23 protein-coding genes are annotated in these 22,129 nt (G+C 43.3%); 6 read left to right on the forward strand and 17 right to left on the reverse strand.

Translation table 11 applies throughout. The annotated features are described in order from the left end of the window. Nucleotides 1-209: 209 nt before the first annotated feature. From NH399_RS12840 to gspC, 16 genes are all read right to left on the reverse strand, one after another. A complete protein-coding gene (locus NH399_RS12840; RefSeq protein WP_253040635.1) occupies nucleotides 210-767 on the reverse strand; it encodes an NADAR family protein in 558 nt (185 codons plus the stop codon). 111 nt (nucleotides 768-878) lie between these two features. Beyond that, entirely contained in the window at nucleotides 879-1,688 is an 810-nt protein-coding gene (gene cysQ / locus NH399_RS12845; RefSeq protein ID WP_253040636.1) for a 3'(2'),5'-bisphosphate nucleotidase CysQ, read from the reverse strand. A gap of 18 nt (nucleotides 1,689-1,706) precedes the next feature. After that, nucleotides 1,707-2,249 carry an ADP compounds hydrolase NudE gene (gene nudE / locus NH399_RS12850; RefSeq protein WP_253040637.1) on the reverse strand — a complete coding sequence of 181 codons (543 nt, stop codon included), beginning with the start codon at nucleotides 2,247-2,249 and terminating at the stop codon, nucleotides 1,707-1,709. 2 nt (nucleotides 2,250-2,251) lie between these two features. Next, nucleotides 2,252-2,905 carry a GMP/IMP nucleotidase gene (gene yrfG / locus NH399_RS12855; protein ID WP_253040638.1) on the reverse strand — a complete coding sequence of 218 codons (654 nt, stop codon included), beginning with the start codon at nucleotides 2,903-2,905 and terminating at the stop codon, nucleotides 2,252-2,254. Nucleotides 2,906-2,909: 4 nt separating this feature from the next. Then, the gene (locus NH399_RS12860) at nucleotides 2,910-3,665 is read right to left on the reverse strand and encodes a type II secretion system protein N (protein WP_253040640.1); all 756 of its coding nucleotides are present in this window, start codon (nucleotides 3,663-3,665) and stop codon (nucleotides 2,910-2,912) included. Nucleotides 3,666-3,677: 12 nt separating this feature from the next. Beyond that, entirely contained in the window at nucleotides 3,678-4,148 is a 471-nt protein-coding gene (gene gspM, locus NH399_RS12865; protein WP_253040642.1) for a type II secretion system protein GspM, read from the reverse strand. Next, the gene (gene gspL / locus NH399_RS12870) at nucleotides 4,145-5,416 is read right to left on the reverse strand and encodes a type II secretion system protein GspL (protein ID WP_253040644.1); all 1,272 of its coding nucleotides are present in this window, start codon (nucleotides 5,414-5,416) and stop codon (nucleotides 4,145-4,147) included. The genes gspM and gspL overlap by 4 nt, the downstream gene beginning before the upstream one ends. Beyond that, the gene (gene gspK, locus NH399_RS12875; RefSeq protein ID WP_253040646.1) at nucleotides 5,417-6,466 is read right to left on the reverse strand and encodes a type II secretion system minor pseudopilin GspK; all 1,050 of its coding nucleotides are present in this window, start codon (nucleotides 6,464-6,466) and stop codon (nucleotides 5,417-5,419) included. Continuing rightward, complete coding sequence (gene gspJ / locus NH399_RS12880) at nucleotides 6,463-7,173, reverse strand: type II secretion system minor pseudopilin GspJ (protein WP_253040648.1); 711 nt, start codon at nucleotides 7,171-7,173, stop codon at nucleotides 6,463-6,465. Before gspJ ends, gspK begins: the two co-directional genes overlap by 4 nt. After that, entirely contained in the window at nucleotides 7,163-7,546 is a 384-nt protein-coding gene (gene gspI / locus NH399_RS12885) for a type II secretion system minor pseudopilin GspI (protein ID WP_253040650.1), read from the reverse strand. Before gspI ends, gspJ begins: the two co-directional genes overlap by 11 nt. After that, nucleotides 7,527-8,132: a Tfp pilus assembly protein FimT/FimU gene (locus NH399_RS12890; protein WP_253040652.1), complete on the reverse strand. Its 606-nt coding sequence runs from the start codon at nucleotides 8,130-8,132 to the stop codon at nucleotides 7,527-7,529. Before NH399_RS12890 ends, gspI begins: the two co-directional genes overlap by 20 nt. Beyond that, nucleotides 8,129-8,593 (reverse strand): type II secretion system major pseudopilin GspG, encoded by a 465-nt coding sequence (gene gspG, locus NH399_RS12895; RefSeq protein WP_253040654.1) that lies wholly within the window; start codon nucleotides 8,591-8,593, stop codon nucleotides 8,129-8,131. Before gspG ends, NH399_RS12890 begins: the two co-directional genes overlap by 4 nt. 19 nt (nucleotides 8,594-8,612) lie before the next feature. Continuing rightward, the gene (gene gspF / locus NH399_RS12900) at nucleotides 8,613-9,845 is read right to left on the reverse strand and encodes a type II secretion system inner membrane protein GspF (RefSeq protein ID WP_253040656.1); all 1,233 of its coding nucleotides are present in this window, start codon (nucleotides 9,843-9,845) and stop codon (nucleotides 8,613-8,615) included. Continuing rightward, nucleotides 9,845-11,359 carry a type II secretion system ATPase GspE gene (gene gspE / locus NH399_RS12905; RefSeq protein WP_305885096.1) on the reverse strand — a complete coding sequence of 505 codons (1,515 nt, stop codon included), beginning with the start codon at nucleotides 11,357-11,359 and terminating at the stop codon, nucleotides 9,845-9,847. The genes gspF and gspE overlap by 1 nt, the downstream gene beginning before the upstream one ends. Nucleotides 11,360-11,453: 94 nt before the next feature. Continuing rightward, nucleotides 11,454-13,532, reverse strand: coding sequence for a type II secretion system secretin GspD (gene gspD / locus NH399_RS12910; protein WP_253040658.1), 2,079 nt, complete (start codon nucleotides 13,530-13,532; stop codon nucleotides 11,454-11,456). A gap of 16 nt (nucleotides 13,533-13,548) precedes the next feature. Next, the gene (gene gspC / locus NH399_RS12915; protein WP_253040660.1) at nucleotides 13,549-14,493 is read right to left on the reverse strand and encodes a type II secretion system protein GspC; all 945 of its coding nucleotides are present in this window, start codon (nucleotides 14,491-14,493) and stop codon (nucleotides 13,549-13,551) included. Between the two features lie 208 nt (nucleotides 14,494-14,701). Here gspC and NH399_RS12920 point away from each other — a divergent pair, with 208 nt between their 5' ends. The 6 genes from NH399_RS12920 (at nucleotide 14,702) to gcvP (ending at nucleotide 20,802) form a co-directional block, all read left to right on the forward strand. Beyond that, nucleotides 14,702-15,091 carry an RNA-binding S4 domain-containing protein gene (locus tag NH399_RS12920; RefSeq protein WP_253040662.1) on the forward strand — a complete coding sequence of 130 codons (390 nt, stop codon included), beginning with the start codon at nucleotides 14,702-14,704 and terminating at the stop codon, nucleotides 15,089-15,091. Then, nucleotides 15,091-15,963 (forward strand): Hsp33 family molecular chaperone HslO, encoded by an 873-nt coding sequence (gene hslO, locus NH399_RS12925; protein WP_253040664.1) that lies wholly within the window; start codon nucleotides 15,091-15,093, stop codon nucleotides 15,961-15,963. The genes NH399_RS12920 and hslO overlap by 1 nt, the downstream gene beginning before the upstream one ends. A gap of 177 nt (nucleotides 15,964-16,140) precedes the next feature. Next, a complete protein-coding gene (gcvT, locus tag NH399_RS12930) occupies nucleotides 16,141-17,226 on the forward strand; it encodes a glycine cleavage system aminomethyltransferase GcvT (protein WP_253040666.1) in 1,086 nt (361 codons plus the stop codon). A 41-nt stretch (nucleotides 17,227-17,267) separates the two neighbouring features. Then, the gene (gene gcvH / locus NH399_RS12935; RefSeq protein ID WP_253040668.1) at nucleotides 17,268-17,657 is read left to right on the forward strand and encodes a glycine cleavage system protein GcvH; all 390 of its coding nucleotides are present in this window, start codon (nucleotides 17,268-17,270) and stop codon (nucleotides 17,655-17,657) included. Continuing rightward, entirely contained in the window at nucleotides 17,658-17,867 is a 210-nt protein-coding gene (locus NH399_RS12940) for a hypothetical protein (protein WP_253040670.1), read from the forward strand. 40 nt (nucleotides 17,868-17,907) lie between these two features. After that, nucleotides 17,908-20,802: an aminomethyl-transferring glycine dehydrogenase gene (gene gcvP / locus NH399_RS12945; protein WP_253040672.1), complete on the forward strand. Its 2,895-nt coding sequence runs from the start codon at nucleotides 17,908-17,910 to the stop codon at nucleotides 20,800-20,802. 57 nt (nucleotides 20,803-20,859) lie between these two features. Here gcvP and tuf read toward each other — a convergent pair whose 3' ends face one another. Further along, entirely contained in the window at nucleotides 20,860-22,053 is a 1,194-nt protein-coding gene (gene tuf / locus NH399_RS12950; RefSeq protein WP_253040674.1) for an elongation factor Tu, read from the reverse strand. Between the last annotated feature and the right edge of the window lie 76 nt (nucleotides 22,054-22,129).

The raw sequence follows: 22,129 nt of genomic DNA on the forward strand, positions 1-22,129 counted from the left end.
ACTGTACATTGAGCTGGATTCCCGAAGCTTCCATAAACCATTATGCCATTGCCTCTTTCAAGATCTATCTGAGTGGGCTTTGCCCAGCAAAGCTATATCCCCCTGCTGCAGCTAAAGATGAAAATGCCAAAGTAGCAGCCGCTAATAAATACTTCATAATTCATTCCCCATAAAATTCTAATGTTATTCCGATTTGTTGTGATATCTAGCTATATCTTTTTACTTAGTTGTTGTCTGACTTCCATTAGAGCAAAACCCAATAAATTCAGCCCACACCAGCTATTTGGATTTAGCGCTTTAGGATCATCAGCCGCCAAACCAATGCCCCAAATTCTATCCACCGGACTTGCTTCAACGAGTACTTTTTTACCAGTACCTAGCAAATACTCAGATAATGCTGGATTTTGGCTAAACTTTTCAAGATTCGCTTGCACGACAATATCAAAGCGGTGAGCAATCCATCGTTCATCTTCATACCCTCTAACCTGACGACCAAGTGCTTTGGCGTCGCCCGGGTTAGTTGCATGAATGATTTTGTCATAGTGCACCTGATCACCAAAGAGCTTGGCTTTCTCAGCCATCATAAAGTGCTCAGCAGTTTTAAAAGCAATACCTTTTACTTCGAAAGACGCTTCATACCACTGACTGAAACAACTTTGAGTGATCTTATTATCTTTCTGTTGATGTCCCCAAAAGAACAAATAATTAAATTTTTGATTCGCATTAACCTGAGCTTGAAGCTGCTCAATTGAACGTATCTCCATCATAGTTTCCTTATAGTAAATCAGTAAAATATGCGCCCACATATCCTTGACGGCGCAATGCATCTAAGCGCGAGCGATTGTAATCGATTTAGGTGTTAGACTCAAAGCTAAATATTATAAGCTCAGGAGTGACCGCCAATCCTCATTACCATCTCCCAACACAAGAAAATGAGGGTTTAGTAAACTCTCTTTTGTATTATATCTTAGCTCTTCAAAATCGGTACGAACTAGCTGTCCACCAGCCTCTTCAACAATGCAATGGGCTGCAGCAGTATCCCATTCGGAGGTAGGAGCCAGTCGAGGATAACAGTCAGCTAAACCCTCAGCGACCATACACATCTTTAAAGAGCTGCCTCGACTGGATAAATCATAGTGTGGAAGCTTCTGGCACAGAGCCTCAACTTTATCCAATCCGTGACGACGACTGGCAACAATAGTGTAGTGCTTTTCATCATTAACAAGGGGGACAGTACGAACTTGTATCCGTTGCTTCTCACCCTGTTCGATTTTATAAGCGCCTAACCCTTTCGCTGCCATATAGAATACATCAAAGACAGGCACATAAATGACGCTCAATACAGAACGACCATTTTCGACAAGAGCTATATTAGTCGTAAAATCATCGTTACGAGCAATAAACTCTTTGGTTCCATCAAGCGGATCTACTAACCAGAACCGCTCCCACTTCTGTCGCTCTGCAAAAGAAATATCGGTGCTCTCTTCTGACAGCACAGGAATCTCTGGCGTTAGCTTTTTTAGAGCACTTTCGATAACGTTATGTGAAGCCAGATCAGCTTCTGTCAGCGGTGAATCATCCGATTTCACTCGCACGCCAAAGTTATCATCCTGGTAAACATCAAGAATAGCCTGCCCAGCCGATTTTGAAATTACAACAACTTCATCAAGCAGTTTTGCGTAGTCCATCTTCTGATCCTATATTCGTTATTGGCGCAGATATTCGTTTGCCATATAAAGAGCGGCAATACTTCGCGCTTCAGTAAAGTCTTCTTGCTGTACCAATGTGCTTAGTTTCGCTAGCGGATAGGGAACGACTTCTATCGGCTCTGGCTCATCACCTTCTAGCTTTTGCTCATAAAGATCGCGCGCCAATATGACATGCATACGATGGCTAAGATACCCTGGAGCCAGGGATATTACCTTAAGCAAAGTCAGTTCTCTCGCTCCATACCCTGTTTCTTCCATTAGCTCGCGATTAGCTGCCTCAAGTACGGGCTCATCAGACTCAACAAGACCTTTTGGCAAAGCCAGTTCATAGTCATGAACGCCCGCCGCATACTCACGAATTAGCAATACTTCGTCTTTATCGTTGATAGCAACAACCATGACGGCACCAGAGCCACCCGCTTTCAGCCGTTCATAAACTCGCTTGGCGCCATTGGAAAACTCCAAATGCAACTCTTCAACACAAAATAATCTGGAGCGAGCGACTTCTTTGGTTTCTAATACTTTAGGTTTCTTGTGCATAACTACAACTTAATAATTTCACTGAACTGATGCAAAGCCACAAAGGGCTCCATTGATTTTTCGGGTTGTTGACTGTCTGGCTTCGCGATACCAAATAAATGTTGAATCCCATATTTGTGTGCAGACTCCAATACAGAAACACTATCATCTATAAACAATGTTCGTTGCTTATCAAAAGACAATTTCGTTCTTAAGTCATGCCAGAACTGTTGTTCCTCTTTGGGATAACCAAAATCATGGGAGGTAATTAACTGTTCGAAGTATTGAGTAAAGTCCGCATTGAGCAGTTTTACTTCTAAACTTTTAGGATGAGCATTGGTGACGAGGTAGACTTTTTTTTCTAAGCGATTTAATGCCTGAAGAAATTCAAGCGCTTGTGGTCTAAAGGTAATTTTCGTTTGAATATCATACTTAAGTGCGACAATATCTAACTTGAGTTTCTCAGTCCAAAAATCAAGACAGTACCAGTTTAATGTTCCGCGTAGTGAGTCAAAAAGAGACATCAAGTAACGCCTGGACTCATCTTGACTTATATTATTTTGCTCGGCATAAACTGAGGGTAAATGATGCAACCAAAAGTAATTATCGAAGTGAAGGTCAAGAATGGTACCGTCCATATCAAGCAGAACGGTATCTATTTTTTGCCAATCTAACATATCACTATCGCATATTCAGTGGTACCGTCATATCCAATTTACGGCGACCAGCTTCAGTATCTTTCTTCATAAAACTAACAGCCTGCCGTAGCATACCCTGTTGCTCTTCTTTAACAGAAATATCGAGCTTCGCCGACTTTGGCCAGTCCAGAGTGATGGTTCCTTTGGCATCTAACACATTACGAGTCTTAGCAATATTAGCAACGACCTGACCTTTATCATTGGTAGCTAAGTTCAATTTAAAGTGACCTAAATCAAGATTTTGGCCATTAGCATTCACTTTAGCTTTCGTCCAGTCTAAGGAACCCGTGACATCACTTAAACCCGTTTCTTGGGCGATAGATAAACTGTCAAAGTTAGCCTTGATGTTGCCATTCAGGCTAGCGCCCTGTAATGGCAACATTGGACTTAACTTAGCAGCCGATGCTACGATAGAAAAATCACTAACAGAAAAACTTTGATCAAACCCGGCCTTCCAGGAGCCATCAGCTTGAATAACTTTATCTTGAATATCTACACTACCGCCAATGCCGCCAGTAATAAGAACTAAAGGGTTAATCGTCCAGGAAACATCTTTAATACTCTGGCGTTGGATAGCGACTGATTCAGCATGTCCGCTCCATACGCTCCCTGTGATACCAGATAATCGAATGTCAGCATTCTCTGGCATAAAAGTTTGCACAACCCAACGCGCCGGTGTCGTTGCAACCAAGAAAAAGATAAAAAGTAGGAACAATCCCAAAAATCGTTTAACAGACATTACTTATTAACCTTATTGTCCAACTAATCTGACATTAGCGCGCACGATACCTACTTCAGACGTTTGGCTGATAGCGACATCAGAACTGCTGATACCATAAGTATTCTGCAAATTAGCTAACCACGAAATCATCTTGTCAAATGCAATACGATCAAACCAGACTTGTAGTTCGCCGTTTTTCTTTTCTTCGATTCGAGACAATGAAAAACCATTGCTGCGACTGGTTCGCGTAACAACATCTGATAACGAACGATAGCTCTGCTTACCTCTTGAATTGCCGCCAGCTTGTGGAGCAGCTTCCTGTAGCATCACGATCGCTTTGCGATTATCGCTTACATCAGATTCTAATTCATTCACAGCGTTATTAATCGGCATAAGAATGCCAAAAATAAGAATACCAACAACCGCTGCAATCGCTATTATCTTTGCAGCTAATTGGTCTCGCTCAGATAGCTGTTCATATTTTTCTAATAAAGCGTTCATGAACCGCTCCTAATAATCAACCTGGTAGAATAACGATTGCCTTGTTGAGATGTTGAAGAGTTATCCACTGCAAGACCACTTTGTTTTAACGTATCTTTAAATGCATTAAGCACTTGTAGATCCTGTGCTAATACATCCATTCTTAACTCGCCTTTCTTTGTTGAAAATGAAACACTCGTTGGCTTTATTTTCTCTAGTGAGTCTATATGGGTAGATACTTGATTAAGCAATTTTAAGAAGGAGCTATCACTGCCTTTTTTATTCTTTCCGCGTAATAGACGACGCGTTTGAGAAAGCAAACTACTGCTTCTCGCACGTTTCTTGAAAACTGTACGATAAAGTTTTTCACCCTGCTCTCTTAGAGCGGTATTTTCTTCAGAAAGGTGCCAGTAGCGAGACCCTTGGTACCCTAGATGAATGACTAAAGCAATCACCACAACCCATAAGTAACGGCCATACTTAGCCCACTGAATATTAGATTCTCTTTTGGGTTGGTACTCTTGTTGCAGCAGACTAATGGTCGTTTTATCATAATTTCGAACATAAAAATCTAAAATGTCCGCGGCATCGATAGGATTAGCAATAGCATTTTCTTTATGCTCCCAGTAGTCTTCTAACTCACCAGTATGAGACAGACGAATAACGTTAACATCAGCAGTTAACTCACTCATATCTTCGTCGTCATCATCCTCGCTGTCTTCTTCGCCACTTTGCGCCTTTTTATTTTGCTCCAATAGCAATGGCAGTAAATCTCTTTGACAGCTCCAACGGAAAGAAGATTGCTCATTGATCATGGCAACATTGTTATCGAGCAAAATTTCAATGGCATCGTCAGAAGATGGCAATAAAGAAAGCTCATGAACCAGAGCATCGACTCTGATATCACATTGTTCAAATCCTTCTAGCCAACGCTGCATATTTTGGTGAGAAGTCCAGAGCACCTTGATGTCACCGCTTTTTTGGCGTGCACCATAGGCAAAATGGATCTGCTCAACGCTATCTGCAAGCTGCTCCTCTAACATATAGGGAACCGCTTTCTGGATCTGTTTTAACTGCTTTACAGGTGTTGCGACTTCTCGTTGAATCACATCGTTTGCAGGTACGATAACAATCGTTTCACATTGTCGTGACTTTTCAGCCAACGCAACCAGATCAGCTCTTAACAATTGCCCTCGTTCTGCCCAAGACTCGTCAGAAGGATTCCATACCCCCCATTCGATGGCATCTTCCGTCCCTTGTTTTAATCGAATAAATAGACGGTTCTTCATTTAGTACTCTCCAAAATATCTGGTAACGACTTCAAAAGGAGCACCTTTTTTTGCTCCTCTTTGCAGCAGTGATCCCATCTTTAAGGTAGCCCCCTTATAGGTCACTTCCATACGCACCAAAAAATAATCGCTTTTAAAAGTAATGCGTTGTTTTCGCTTGCTGGAAACTTTCTTACTATTTTTAACTTGCTCCCAAAATGATGATTCATCAAAACCATCTTCTGGACGATTGGTCAAAATTTCTTGAGCATCGCTCTCAGATAAATCTCCACCGATGAGAGCCTTTAATAACGGAGCTTTTTCTGTAGAAATAGTATTCACATTTACCTGATTTAGCTCAGCACCAGGTAACACACAAACATAGTCTTTCACCGTTTTATAAGTATCGGCATTAAAACCTTTAATCACCATTAGCTCTGATTTGTTGGCCATCCAGTTGTTTGCCGTCCGATAAGGAAAATCATAACTGGTGTATTCCAGATCTTCCGCACCGTCTGGGCCATAAGGCTCAAAGTCGCTGTCAATCCAATCGATAACCGCTGCGGCTAAAGCTTCAGGTTGCACTTCGACATCCGTTAATATCGATTGCATCAAATCAACAAAAATAGCTTGAGCGGGATCTTTTTTTGAATCTTCAGCTCCTCGACTTCCGCCTTGTCGTGGGGATGGCTGCGGCGCTGGGGCAGGAGCACCTAAAGGGCGAACCTCTTGCGAACGAGAATGCAAGGTGTTTAAATTAAAACAGGCTGTTGCATCTTCAATAGTCGCCGATATTTTTCCGCCTTCGATTGGAAACTCTAATGGCGTAGTTGCCCAAGGTTGGTTGAGATGAACCTTATCGACCTCTTTTCCAAAGCCCTTAGTCATCCACTGTTTCGCAAGCTCTTCTCCACCAAGCGCCAACTGAAACACCTGATCTCTTGCCAAAGTGAGTTCTGTACGCCTTTGGCCATAACTGGTTAGTTCTATCAATTGAGTAGCGATGAATGTAGCCAGAGCCACAACTACCAAAACGATAATCAGGGTCGCGCCAGTATGATTTTTCTTCATCCTCTGCGCCCCCCTTCTTCTTTACCTCCAGAGCCAGAGCCGGAATTAAAACCACCTTGGCCTGATCCAGAATCTCTTGAGCCATCATCACGCTGCTTTTTAGGACCAGAAGGAATGATGTAGACTTGCTCCAGTAGCCCAAAGTCATTTAACTCAATTTTCATTTTTACTGCTTCGGGCACTTGATGCAGTGCCACTTGCTCATCTTGATCGATGGGCCAATCTTCATGCCATTGTTCATCGGAATAGTATTCAATGACCAAACTTTTTACATCACTTAATATGGGACGCTCAACTTTTTGGTCTTCAGACGCTATGTCTAGTGCTAACCATTGTTCTCGAACTAACGCATCATCGCTCACTCGGTAAGACAGGCGCTCCATTTCTGTTCTGGGTAACTGTGCAGGATTTAATTTTCCTTGCCGCGTCCAGCTTATGCGTGAAGCATCGCCGTCTTTTTCACCAATCATAACCGCTTTAGGATCGCCATTTTCATCACGCACGGTTCTAATTACCAGTTGTTGGAAATCAATGGCTATACGGTTCATGGCTCGTTGCAGCTCAGCCAAACGACGATCACTTTGTTTAGCGCTTTTTTGCGTAGCCAATGCAGAGTTAAGTACCGAGTAGGCAGACACAGCAATAAACGCTGTAATCGCAACAGCGATCAGCATTTCTAGTAATGTAAATCCTCGATTATCTGCCATCTGAAGGTTTACCTACAAAAGCGGTAATGGTTGTTAAAAAATATTCTTCGTCTGATTTGTTAGCTACAGAAATTTCTACACGTCGCAAATTAGCTTCTGTTGTCTTAGAGACTATTTGTCGCCACTTCCAATCATTGTTTAACATCTTAATATCGCCCCGAGTCGTACCTTCATTGGGCCACTCAGGCTGCAATCGCACTTCTGCCAGTCGCCTCATAGCGACATAGTGAGCAAAGGTTTTATCTTTCAAATAGACGTGATTGCGAAATGTCTGATTCACAGAACCACTCAAAGCAATGAGAGCAGTAGCTAGAATCGTCAGCGCAATTAACACCTCTAGTAAGGAAAAACCTTTATTCACTGAATAACGCATCGTCATTCACCTCAATTCTTAAATCCCCTGATAGCGGTCCTTCAATATCCATATCACCGATCATGGTGCCGCTGATTAAATAATACGTTGGCTCATCATCAGTCCAACCAAGAGCAACTTTAAAATCGTTCATCTCGCCCGACGACAAAATGTAAATTTGTGGAGGCTCTATCTTCGGCTCGTCGCCTTCAAAAATATCAACTTCCTCTTCAAAGATGTCGACATTGTCTTCGTCGTCTTCACCAAACAAAGTGTTGCCATCAACAACCAGTTTGACTTCGAGAAACTCAGGAAACTCGCGTTTAACAAAAAACTTATCACCTTCTAGCGGCAACCATTCTTCACCGTCATAAAGATAAAATTGATAAAACTCTTCATCAATACGAATACCAATATCAAGGGATCTCAGTAGAGATTCATCTTGAGCTTGTCGTAAAAGTGCATACAGTCGCTGCGATTGCTTTTCGAGTTCATCTTTTCGTTTATCACCAAAGACTTGAACAGAAAAGCTAACTAATAGCGCTCCGATAACGAGCGCTATTAGGATCTCTATTAAAGAAAAGCCAGCGGCATTTCTTCTGATCACTTATCTTTTTCCTTCATGGCTTCTAGAACTTCAGCAATGTTCCAGTTAGTCACATCGGTTTTTTGATCTTCACCGCCTTCTTCGTTATCTGCACCTAATGAGATAATTTCGTATTCGCCTTCACCAAACTCAGCTGGAGACAGATAAAGATAATCATTGTTCCATGGTGTCTTTTCGATACGTTTGATATAGCCCTTGCTAGGATAATTAGTAGGCTCAGGAGAACTGTCTGGTTTAGTCACCAGAGCTTCTAACCCTTGCTCAGATGTCGGGTAAAAACCATTGTCGTTATAAAAACGTTCTAATGCATTTTCAAAACTCTGAAAGTCAGACTTTAACTTAAGATATTTTGCTTCTGTTACATTGTCGCCAAAACTCTGCAAAACAATAGACCCTAATAAAGCCAAAATAACCAGAGCTATTAAGATTTCCATCAAGGAAAAACCACTTTGTTTTTTCACTGTATAATTCTCCAAAAATTTAACCTGACATTAATTCGTTCATCTGGAAGATGGGCAGTAAGATCGCCAGTACGATCGTCAAAACAAAACCACCCATAAATAAAATCATAATAGGGCCAATAGCCGTAGTAATCACACCCACTAAAGTTTCAAACTGCCGGTCTTGATTATCGGCTGCCTTTTCTAACATCCGATCCAATTCACCACTGCTTTCACCGCTAGCAATCATATGTAACATCATTGGAGGAAAGTAGCCCGACTGTGCCAAAGCTATCTTTAAACTAGTCCCTTCTCTGACCTTTAATGTCGCATCATGCACAGCTTCGCGTAGTTCAAGATTTGTCATTACCTCACCAGCAATTTTTAACGCCCCCAATAGAGGGACTGCGCTTGAATTTAATATAGAAAGCGTACGTGCAAAGCGGGCTGCATTAATACCTCGAGCAACTTTGCCAAACAGTGGCAACTTTAATATCAAGCGATGCCAGCTTTTTTTACGCCCTGAATTACGCAGCAGCAACTGCATTCCCATAATGGCTAAAACCAGCCCCACAAGAACAAACAATCCCCAGTTAATGACAAAGTCACTGGCAGCAATCATTATCTGCGTAATACCCGGTAGCTCACCACCCATGTCTCGATACTGCTCAACTATGCTAGGAACAACATAAGACAAAAGAAATGCAATAACACCAAAGCTCACAACAGCCAAAATCATTGGGTAAGCCAAAGCAGAAGAGACTTTGCTTCTTAACTCTTGTCGTTTTTGCGTGTAGTCAGCCAACCGGTCAAGCACTTCATCCAGGTGCCCCGACTTTTCGCCCGCAGCTACCATTGAGCAATAAAGATCATCAAATATCTTGGGATACTCTCGTAATGCATCCGCCAAAGAATGTCCTTCAACTACTCTCGAGCGAACCCCCATCATGATCGTTTTTTGCTTGGCTTTTTCACATTGCTCAGCAACCGCTTTAATGGCCTCTTCAATAGGGATTGCAGCATTAATTAAGGTAGCCAGTTGCTGAGTAATCAGTGCTAAATCGCTCGCACTCATGCGTCCTGTATTAGCACTGGAAAAGAAAGATTCTGATTTAGATTGCTTACGATGCTTTTCGGTAACCGCTTCAACGCTTAAAGGTACCATTCCTTTATCGCGTAGCGATTGACGAATTTGCTTAGGAGTATCGCCTTCAAGAATGCCTTTTTTTTGACGTCCTTTTTCGTTTAACGCAATGTATTCAAATGCAGCCATTAGTCTTCTCTGGTTACTCTTAAGACTTCTTCAATTGTCGTGGTGCCTTCTAGTACTCGGTTTCGACCATCTTCGCGAATAGAAGGACTGTATCGACGAGCGTATTTTTCGACTTCTTGCTCACTGGCACCGTTATGGATCATGGTGCGCATTTCGTCGTCTACTAATAGCAGTTCATACAACCCCTGACGTCCTCGATAACCTAGGTGACGACACTCTTCACAACCTTTTGCTCGATAAATAACAGGAGCCTCTGCAACATCAAATCCCATTAACTGGCATTCTTTAGCCGTTGCTTTGTCTTCTTCTTTACAGTCTGGGCATAACGTTCTTACCAGGCGCTGAGCAAGTACCCCCAAAATACTGGATGAAAGTAAGAAAGGTTCGACCCCCATATCAACCAAACGCGTAACAGCGCCAACGGCAGTATTAGTATGCAGCGTTGATAATACCAAGTGACCTGTTAAACTCGCTTGTACAGCAATTTGTGCCGTTTCGAGATCTCGGATCTCACCGACCATAACAACATCAGGATCTTGTCGAAGCATGGCTCGCAAACCACGAGCGAAGGTCATATCAACTTTAGAATTAACCTGGGTCTGGCCAACGCCATCAAGCAAATATTCCACAGGATCTTCAACGGTCAGAATATTACGCTGACGGCTGTTTAACATTGTCAGTCCAGCATAAAGCGTGGTGGTTTTACCTGACCCCGTTGGTCCTGTAACCAAGATAATGCCATGAGGTTTATGCAGAATATCACTAACCTGATGCATTAACTGAGTAGGCATTCCCAAATGCGAGAAGTCTAAACGTCCCGCTTGTTTATCTAACAAACGCAGTACGATGCGCTCACCATGACTGGAAGGCATGGTTGACACACGAACATCAACGGCACGATTGGCAATTTTTAACGCAATACGGCCGTCTTGAGGAATACGTTTTTCGGCAATGTCCAGCTTTGCCATTACTTTAATACGAGAAACCAATAAAGGCGCTAATTGACGGTTTGGAGAAAGCACCTCTCGTAACACACCATCAACACGAAAACGAACTTTGAGTTCTTTTTCGAAAGTCTCGATATGAATGTCCGAAGCACTTTCTTTAATGGCTTCGGTTAACAAGGCGTTGATCAATTTAATGATCGGGGCATCGTCTTCGTTTTCTAACAGATCTTCTGTTTCTGGAATTTCTTCGGCTAGACGGAACAAATCCATCTCATCGCCTAAGTCTTCCATTGCTTGCATGGCTTCGGCAGAGTCACCTTGATAGGTTTGTCCTAGAATACGCTCAAACTCTTCGTCACCAACGGTTTTCAAAGTAATCGGCTTTGAAATATGTCGGCAAACTTCGACGATGATCTCAGGATCAAAACCTTCCTTTGTGACAATTTCAGCTGGAGTTGCGTCGGGCTCAGCAACGACAACACCATGACGTCGAGAAAAGCCAAAGGGCAATCTCATGGAGCCAGCAGGCTCCGCAGACATAGCAGAATCAGGACTACTTTTGTCCATTGATTCTTCTATAAAGTTTTCTACACTGTCGTCAATCTGGAGATCATCAGAATCACTCATTAGGTCATCAGAATCACTCATTAGATCATCAGAATCACTCATCTTCCTGTTTCTCTTTTATTGACTCATCAAAACCAGGTGGTAACGCCAAAGCATCATCGAATTCAGGTAACAGAGGCGTTTCGCCTTCCATTAATGAAATACCTTTAGAACGCATGTCTAACTGACGCGCGCGAATATAATTGTATTTACTGGAACTCAACTCATGAATGCTTTTGTCATCACGTAAGATCTTAGGACGGATAAAGACCATAAGATTACGCTTAGTTTTGGTGGTTCTTTCAGAACGGAATAATTGTCCTAAGAATGGAATGTCACCTAGTAAAGGAACTTTTTGCGAGCTTTCCTGGATGTCTTCATCAATTAAACCACCCAGAACCACAAGACCGCCATCATCAACTTGAACCGTTGTATTAATTTCACGTTTATTGGTGATAATGTCTTGGCCTGTTGCACCCGCAATGGATGAAACTTCTTGTTCAATCTTAAGACGGACTGAAGAACCTTCGTTAATAAGAGGGGTAATTTTTAGTTTCACACCCACGTCTTTACGATCAGTGGTTGTGAAAGGATTAGAGTTGTTATTACCAAGTGCAGAACCTGTCACGATAGGAATTTCTTGACCGACACTGATGGTCGCTTCTTCGTTATCCAGTGTTGTAATGCTTGGTGTTGAAAGTACATTAGACTCTGTATCAGAACCAAGTGCTCTAATCAGTGCAGCCCACTGCAAATCACCATTAGAATCACTTTGCCCAAAACCAAATGCCATACCCTGAACAGCACCTAACACTTGTGCCAAAGCAGCACCATTATCGCCATTACGACGAACAGGATTCACCGTAGCGTTACCGTTACCATCAACTACCGTTTCTCCACCAGTTTCCTGCCCTTGTAAAGCAGCGACACCTGCACCCACATTAGTAATCGGCACACCCGTATTACCAAATTGAGTCAATCCCACAGGCGCTCCGCTACCAGAACCGCCAAATAACCATTGTACGCCGAGTTCTTTGGCACGATTATCTGAAATTTCTACAATCAGAGCTTCTACGTGAACTTGTGCACGGCGGATATCTAACTGACGGATAACGGCTTCAAACGAACGTAATAAATCTGGCTGAGCGGTAATAACAAGGGAGTTGGTATCTTCGTGAGCTTTGATGCTGTACTCTTTGCCAGAGCTTCGTCTTTTTTGCGCTTTAGCTTTACCATCTTCGGTATTAATGGTCTCACCCACACCTTCAAGCAGCTGCGCAACGTCCTGTGCTTTGGCATAATTTAAGTAAACAACTTTAGTATTACCGGCATCATCGTTTTTAGTATCCAAACGAACGATTAGCGCTCTTAAACGTAAACGGTCTTGTTTCTCTGCGCTTAATAAAATGCTATTAGTACGCTCATCAGCGACAAAACGAGGCTTAGATGCACTTACATCTTTTTGCTGCCCCTGCTTTTGTAACGTTTCAAGAATACGAACAACTTCTGATGCAGCGGCATGTTTCAATTCAATGACTTCGATTTCTTCGTTACTTTCGTAATCGATTTGCTTGATGACTTTTACGATGCGTTCAACGTTAGCGCGAGTATCGTGAATCAATAAAACGTTGGTTGCACGAATCTGTCCCAAATGCATTTTTTGTGGAATAAGCTGACGTAAAACAGGTACCAGTTGAGTTACTTCGACATTTTCGACTTTAACGACTCGAGTGACTTGTTGATCAGAAGGAATGCCTTTTTCTCGTCCGGTAAAAACAATACTGGCATCCGCTTTGGCTTCTTGATCAGATATCACCTTAATCACATCGCCATCTTCAACCGCACCAAAACCATGAAGCTTCAAAACGCTTAAGAACACACCCCAGATTTCACTTTCATCAAGTGGCTTTTGAGACAGTACGGTGACTTTTTGATTCTTAACTCGCTGCCCAACAATAATGGTTTTGCCAGTCAAACGGCTCACACTCTCAATAAAAACCCGAATATCGGTGTCTTTTAAATTAATCGTCGCTTTTTCAGCGTGTACGGGAATCATTAAAGCGCACAACCCCAATGCGACCCAGTGTCGAGCAGCGCTCAAAAATCCTGATTTTTCCCTGCTTTTAAAACTCATAGGTTTACCTGTTTTCTTACTTATCATCGTTTAGTCGAATTGAAATATCCTGCGCCTGACCGTTTCGGAGTACTGTCAGGTGAATTTCTCCAGCAGTCATTAATGACTGCTGGAGACTTAATAATTGCGAAGGATCGTTTAAAGGAGCGCCATTGACGCTGGTAATAACATCATTGCGACGCAGTTTCATATCGTAAAATAAGCGGCGCTCTTTTCCGGGAGAGATTCTTACCCCTTGAATAATGCCGTTGTCCATAACAGGCTCCCAACGCACCATATCTTTTAAAGAGACAGGATCATCACGGAGCTTTTGACGCAAATCGTTAAGTTGTTTACGAACCCGAGGATTATCAACCACACTCACCTGCTTCTCTGGACCACCGCGATTAGCATCTACGCGAACCAACCGGCCTGTCGTTCGACTAGGAACGGCGCTCACGACGCTCTTAGCTTTATTCAGCTCCAGAGCTTCAAGATTGCCATTATTTGACAAAATCACTTTCTCTCGGTGAACTTTGTGCAATTTTACGCCACGAGCGTTCTTAACCTGATCACCGATAAAGTACACATGTTGCTTACCGTCAGCCCCTTCAATAATTGCATTAGCTTTATCGTCAGACTCAGCTGCATAAATGCCACGCAATTTTAAATTAAGATCAGTTTTGCCGACGACTTCTTGCACCTTAGGCTCTTCTTTAACCACAGGTGCCGCTGTCGCATCACCAAAGAGATGCTTGCTGACCACATTATTAACAGACAACCGTGCACCCACTCCTCGTTGAGGCGATACAACGGGCGCCGGAGCGGCCACTTTATAATCTGCTGAATAGCCTTCAACCCATAGCCACGTTAATTTTGCAGCGGCGTAAAGACTGTAAACGGTCAACACGATGCTTGCTACTACAAGCCAGGGCTGTGGTTTGCCGATTTTTTGTATTATTTGTTGTACTAACGGCTGCATACCGCAATGTATCCTTCAAAAACCTTAGTCATAATGACCTCTGTATCCAGAGGGCGATAAAGCATAACAAAAAATGCTCGTTAACTCGCCTCCCACCGCGTAACTATTACCAATTACTCCGCTAAATCATGCAATAAGTCACATATTATGAAAATACGGCTCTGCGAGTTAAAATAGAGCTTTGTACCATATCTTAGTGTATTTAACGATGACAATTGACGAAAAGGTTCGTCTTGATAAATGGTTATGGGCTGCACGCTTCTTTAAAACACGATCGCTCGCACGTGATGCCATAGAAGGTGGAAAGGTCCATTACGAAGGCAAACGTATCAAACCGGGCAAAATAGTTCAAACCGGTGCCACTTTAAATATCCGTCAAGGTGTTGAAGAGAAGGTGGTGACGGTTTTGGCAATTTCAAGTAAGCGAGGCCCCGCAACAGTCGCTCAAACCCTTTATCAAGAGACTGCTGAAAGTATAGCTCAGCGCGAGAAAGCCCGTGAGCAGCGTCAGGCAGAAGGTGTTATTCATCATCCTAGGCCCGACAAAAAACAGCGTCGTCAAATTCATCGTTTTATTCGAAAACAGGGATCATCCTGATGAACCAAACTAATCTCAGCCTTAGATTTTTATTTGAAGATCTTGCCGTTAGAGGCCAAATCGTCCAATTATCGACAACACTCACTGATATGCTGAAGCATCATCAATACCCCGAGTCCGCTCAAAAGCAGTTGATCGAGGCGACTTTGGCAACGGCTTTGCTCACAGAGACCATTAAGTTTGAAGGGAAATTAAGCCTGCAAGCTCAATCTTCTGGTCCTCTTTCTTTATTCCTGGTCCAATCCACTCACGATCAGAAGTTCCGTGGTGTGGTGCGCTGTGAAGATGACACACCTATCACTGACGATCTTAAGCAACTCATGCCCGGTGCACAGATGGCAATCACCATCGAGCCGTCTTCTGGTAGCCGCTACCAAGGCATAGTGCCCATGCATCAACACACGCTGGCGGGTTGCCTTGAAGACTACTTTAAGCAATCAGAGCAATTGCCCACTCAAATCTACCTCTTCACAGATGGGGTATCGGCTGGAACAGGTCTACTACTACAGGCCATGCCAGACGCCGACAATGAAGCCGATTTTGAGCATGTTAGCTACCTAGCGCAAACCCTCAAGGCAGAAGAAGCTTTATCGTTAGATATGGAAACCATCCTGCACCGACTCTACCATCAGGATAAGATTCGAGTATTCGAACCTCAACCTGTGACCTACGAGTGCGGTTGCAGTAGAGAGCGCAGTCTTTATTCGCTGACAGTGATGTCTAAAGAAGAGCTGTTAGAGATCATCAAAGAAGAAGGCAAATTGACCACTGCCTGCGAATTTTGCAACAGTCAGTATGAGTTCGATGTTATTGATGTAGAACAAGTTTTTGCTAATGCAGGACATGATCAAAGCGACTCAACACGGCATTAATGGATCCGTTGCCCAATCATTAACGAACAAGATTTGGGCAACTTAACTTATTGATACTAAGGCTACCTAATAATATTTCGGCCGTCATAACAAAATCCGATTTCTAATTGCGCTTTCCGCAGGTATAATTCGCGCTCAAAAATCACACACCTATGTTTGAAACAGGAAAACACGTCAATGACTCAAACGACTCCGTTTCACCAATTGCACATTGATGCTGGCGCCCGCATGGTAGACTTTGGCGGCTGGGATATGCCTCTAAACTACGGCTCACAAGTAGAAGAACATCATACCGTAAGACAAGATGCAGGTATGTTTGACGTATCTCACATGACAATTGTCGACGTAACTGGCAAACAGGCAAAAGAATATTTGCGCTTTTTGCTAGCCAATGATGTTGCAAAACTCACTCAGTCAGGAAAAGCCCTTTATAGCGGCATGTTGAACGAAGCAGGTGGTGTGGTAGATGATTTGATTGTTTACTACATTAATGACGAGTTTTATCGCGTAGTGGTTAACGCTTCAACTCGCGATAAAGACTTAGCCTGGATGGAAAAACAAGGCGCAGACTTTGAGATTTCGCTACAAGAACGCACTGACTTTGCCATGCTGGCAATCCAGGGCCCTAATGCCATAGAAAAAACCCAAGCTGTATTCAGCGAAGCTCAACAACAGGCAACGGCAGGTATGGGTGTATTTTTTGCGGTAGATTGTGAAGGCTTCTTTATCGCTCGTACTGGTTACACTGGCGAAGATGGCTACGAAATCATGATTCCACTCGACAAGGTTGAGAGCTTTTGGAATGCCTTAATGGCAGCAGGAGTTAAGCCTTGTGGTCTAGGCGCCCGTGACACTTTGCGTCTGGAAGCAGGCATGAACCTGTATGGCTCAGATATGGATGAAGAAGTATCGCCATTAGAGGCCAACATGGGCTGGACAATCTCCTGGGAGCCTGCAGAGCGCAACTTTGTTGGCCGTAAAGCCCTGGAGCAGCAAAAAGCCGAGGGTGTTCAGAACAAACTGGTAGGTCTTGTACTTGAAGGTAAAGGTGTCCTCCGCGCCCACCAGAAAGTCGTTGTAGAAGGTATTGGTGAAGGTGAGACAACCAGTGGAACCATGTCCCCTACCCTAAAGAAAAGCATTGCTTTTGCACGAGTTCCTAAAGCGACAGGAGAGTCTGTAACCGTTGAGATTCGCGGAAAACAAATCCCAGCTCGTGTTGTTAAAGCCTGCTTTGTTCGCAAGGGCGAGCCTTTAGTATAAAATAAGAGACATCAAATTAGAGAATTAAGAGGTTTAATCCAATGAGCGATATACCAAGTGAATTAAAATACGCTTCCAGTCACGAATGGGCGCGTGTAGAAGATGACGGCAGCGTAACTATCGGTATTACCGATCATGCTCAAAACTTATTGGGCGATGTCGTTTATGTTGAACTTCCAGAGTTAGAAGCCGAAGTAGCATCCAGCGACGAAATCGCGGTTGTTGAGTCAGTAAAAGCGGCTTCCGATATCTATGCTCCTATCTCGGGTACCATTCTAGCTGTTAACGAAAATCTAGAAGAACGCCCTGAGTTAGTCAACGAAGATCCTTATGGCGATGGCTGGATGTTCCGTTTAGAGCCATCAGCTATTGACGAAATGGACAACCTGCTTGATGCAGAATCTTATGGCAATGAGGTTGCAGACGACTAATTGTCGACACTCAGCCAAACCAATACAAGCCTCGACAGCACTCCTGTTGGGGCTTTGTTTTTTAATAGTGGCAGCATTATTACTCCATCGTTATCGATATTACGTAATAAATACGACCACGACATGAAGTTTACTCATTCAGGTATGAATTTATTTCAACTGAATGAGTTATCAAAGCATTACTTAATTGTCTGGATAGCACCGTTTTGATAATCGGCATTATCCTCTGTTAATTTCATTGGGAAAGTATATGAACCAAGTCAACCAATCATCATTATCACAATTGGAAAACCATGATGAGTTTATCCGTCGTCACATTGGGCCTGATGAGTCAGAAACTCAGGCGATGTTAACTGAGCTAGGATTGAGTTCTCTTGATGAATTGGTAGAACAGACGGTTCCCAAGAAAATCCAACTGGAATGCGCATTAAACCTGCCTAACATTCGCAGCGAACAAGAAGCACTGGATTATCTGGCAAGCTTAGGACAACAGAATAAAGTCTTTAAATCTTACATCGGAATGGGCTATTACGATGTAAAAACACCGACGGTTATTTTACGTAATGTTTTAGAAAATCCAGGTTGGTATACCGCTTATACTCCCTACCAGCCAGAAGTTGCACAAGGCAGATTAGAAGCCATCATCAACTTCCAGCAATTGACAATCGATTTAACGGGATTAGATCTAGCAAGCGCTTCGCTGCTTGATGAAGCAACCGCAGCAGCAGAAGCCATGGCACTTGCTAAGCGAGTTTCAAAAAACAAAAAGTCGAATTTGTTTTTTATCGACGAAGCAACTTTCCCACAAACGATTGATGTAATGAAAACCCGAGCAGAGTACTTTGGTTTTGAAATCGTGATGGGGCCTGCTGAGGAAGCAGCTAATCACGATGTATTTGGTGCTTTGCTCCAATATCCAGATCGCACGGGTGACATCAAAAATATCGAGCCCATTATTCAGCAACTACATGATAAAAAAGCCATCGTTTCTGTTGCCGCCGATATCATGAGCCTTGTATTACTCAAGTCACCTGGCGAACTAGGTGCTGATGTTGTACTCGGTAGTGCTCAACGATTTGGTGTGCCTATGGGCTTTGGTGGACCACATGCTGCTTTCTTTGCGACAAGAGAACAATATAAGCGCGCCTTACCTGGTCGAATCATCGGAGTCTCTAAAGATACTCGCGGCTCTCAGGCTTTACGCATGGCAATGCAAACTCGCGAACAACATATTCGCCGAGAAAAAGCGACTTCTAATATTTGTACTGCGCAAGTATTACTGGCTAACATTGCTTCCTTCTATGCGGTTTACCACGGTCCAGAAGGACTGCGCCGTATCGCGACACGTATTCAGCGTTTAACCTCATTGCTTGCCTCTGCATTACAGGCAGAAGGCGTTACTATCAAGAATAAATCATGGTTTGATACGCTTACTTTCACTTGTAATGAAGACCGCGATGCCATTATTTCGCGAGCTCAACAAGCAGAATTGAATTTAAGAGTCGATGAAAGCGGGTGTCTTGGAGTTTCTCTGGACGAAACAACCACTCGTGCAGATATCGAAGTTTTATGGCAGGTTATTACTGGTAAAACAGAATCACTAGAAATCGATTCACTCGATAGCAAAGTTGTTAGCGGATCATTCGGTGCTATTCCAGCGGATCTGGTTCGTACCAGCGACATTCTGACTCACGAAGTTTTCAATAGTTACCACTCAGAAACAGAAATGTTGCGCTATCTGAAACGCTTGGAAAACAAAGACCTTTCGTTAACGCACTCAATGATTGCATTAGGCTCTTGTACCATGAAGCTGAATGCAACTTCCGAAATGATTCCAGTCACCTGGCCAGAATTTGCCGACATGCACCCATTTGCTCCTCTCGATCAAACCAAAGGTTATGATCAAATGATCGGCGAACTGGAAGAATGGTTGATTGAAATTACTGGCTATGATGCGCTTGCCATGCAACCTAACTCCGGCGCTCAAGGTGAATACGCAGGATTACTGGCTATCATGAAATACCATGAAAGCCGTGGCGATGCCCATAGAAATATTTGTTTGATCCCAAGCTCTGCTCATGGCACGAATCCGGCCAGCGCACAGATGGCCAATATGAAAGTCGTCATTGTTGATTGCGACGAGAAGGGTAATGTTGATATAGACGACTTGCGAGAAAAAGCAGAAGCAGCTTCTGATAATCTTGCCGCAATCATGATCACTTATCCTTCGACACACGGTGTTTATGAAGAAGGCGTTCGTGAAATTTGTGATATCGTTCACCAACACGGCGGTCAGGTTTATATGGATGGTGCCAACATGAATGCTCAGTTGGGCATTACAGCACCGGGTTATATTGGTTCAGATGTTTCTCACTTGAATCTACACAAAACCTTCTGTATTCCTCACGGTGGCGGTGGCCCAGGCATGGGACCAATTGGTGTAAAAGAACACCTTAAACCTTTCTTACCCAACCACAGTGTACGAACCATTGAAGGCGTTGGTGACAATGGAGCGGTATCAGCAGCACCTTATGGTAGTGCAATGATTTTGCCTATTTCATGGATGTATATTGCAATGATGGGTGCCAAGGGACTACGTCAGGCAACGGAAATGGCACTGCTGAATGCAAACTACTTAACCAAGCATTTGAGCGAGCACTATCCTGTTCTTTATAAAGGACGTAATGATCGTGTTGCTCATGAGTGCATCATTGATTTGCGCCCATTAAAAGCAGAAACCGGTATTACCGAAGTTGATATTGCTAAGCGTTTAATGGACTTTGGCTTCCATGCACCCACCATGTCTTTCCCAGTCGCTGGAACCTTAATGATCGAGCCAACAGAAAGTGAATCTAAAGCGGAGTTAGATCGATTTATTGCCGCAATGATTGCTATCAAAGAAGAGGTAAACAAAGTCGCTTCTGGTGATATGGACAAAGAACACAACCCACTAAAATTTGCTCCTCATACTCAAGCCGATGTTGCAAACTGGGATCGCAGCTACTCAATTGCAGAAGCATGCTTCCCGTTAGACGATCAGCTTAGCAGTAAGTTCTGGCCTATAGTCAATCGTATTGATGATGTGTTTGGTGATAGAAACCTTATTTGTAGCTGTCCTTCTCCTGATCTTTATCGAGAAGAATAATCGCTAGATTTTAAGCACAAAAAAGGCTGTCGAATATCGACAGCCTTTTTTGTTTGGTTAATCTAAAACCTCGGTGATGATCCCGGCACCAACCGTTTTACCTCCTTCTCGGATAGCAAAACGAACACCAGTCTCCATGCCAACGGGTTTCAATAGCTCAACCTCGATCAAACATTGATCACCTGGATGAATCATTCCTGTATCATTCAGCACTTTAATATGCCCAGTCACATCCGTTGTTCCGAAGAAAAACTGGGGGCTATATCCGTCACTGAATCCAGTATGACGTCCACCTTCTTCTTTGGTAAGAACAAAGATTTGAGCCTGCGCCTTTTGTTGAGGAACAATAACGCCAGGAGCCGTAATCACCTGCCCACGACATACGTCATCTCGTTTAATACCACGAAGCAATAGACCAACGTTCATTCCGGCTCGAACTTCATCAACATCTTTGCGAAAAGCCTGAGTGCCAGTGACAACAATGGCATCATTCTTATCTTTATTTAGACCAACAATTTCGATAGCGTCACCCGCCTTCAAAGAGCCTCGCTCTACTCGTCCAGTTACCACAGTTCCTCGGCCAGCAATGGTAAAAACATCTTCAACTGGCATCATAAACGGGCTATCAAAATCTCGAGAAGGATCAGGAATAGCACTGTCTAACTGAGCAACCAACTCCTTGATACACTCAGTCTGAGGTGCATCGAAATTGCCTGCTTGAATGGCCGTCATGGCTTGCAACGCACTACCAAAAACAAAAGGCACATTTTCATATCCCTGAGAGGCAAGTTGATCTTCGAGATCCATTTGCACGAGCGATGCCATTTCGTCTCGCTCAGCATCGGATAACATGTCCATTTTATTCACAAAGACGACGATATGTTCTACATTAACCTGTCGCGCCAAAAGAATATGTTCAATGGTTTGCTTTGCAGCACCTTCTGTACCATCAACTAATAGAATTGCTCCATCCATTTGTGCAGCGCCCGTGATCATATTCTTGATATAGTCAGCGTGCCCAGGACAATCAATGTGCGCGTAGTGGCGAGTTTCAGACTCATACTCAACATGTGATGTATTAATCGTGATACCCCGCTCTTTCTCTTCTTTCGCGTTGTCAATTTGATCAAACGAAAGTGCATCTCCACCGATAATCGCGGCTTGAAGTTGTGTCAAAGCTGCCGTTAATGTCGTTTTTCCATGATCCACATGTCCAATGGTTCCAACATTTAGGTGCAATTTATTAGTCATTTTTAATCCCTCTATAAGAGTGTTATCCAAATAAAAGCCCCACACAGAATCATTCCGTTGTGGGGCTGTGTGTTAT

The sequence above is a fragment of the Pleionea sp. CnH1-48 genome (assembly GCF_024124665.1).
GTDB lineage: Bacteria > Pseudomonadota > Gammaproteobacteria > Enterobacterales > Kangiellaceae > JAMXSB01.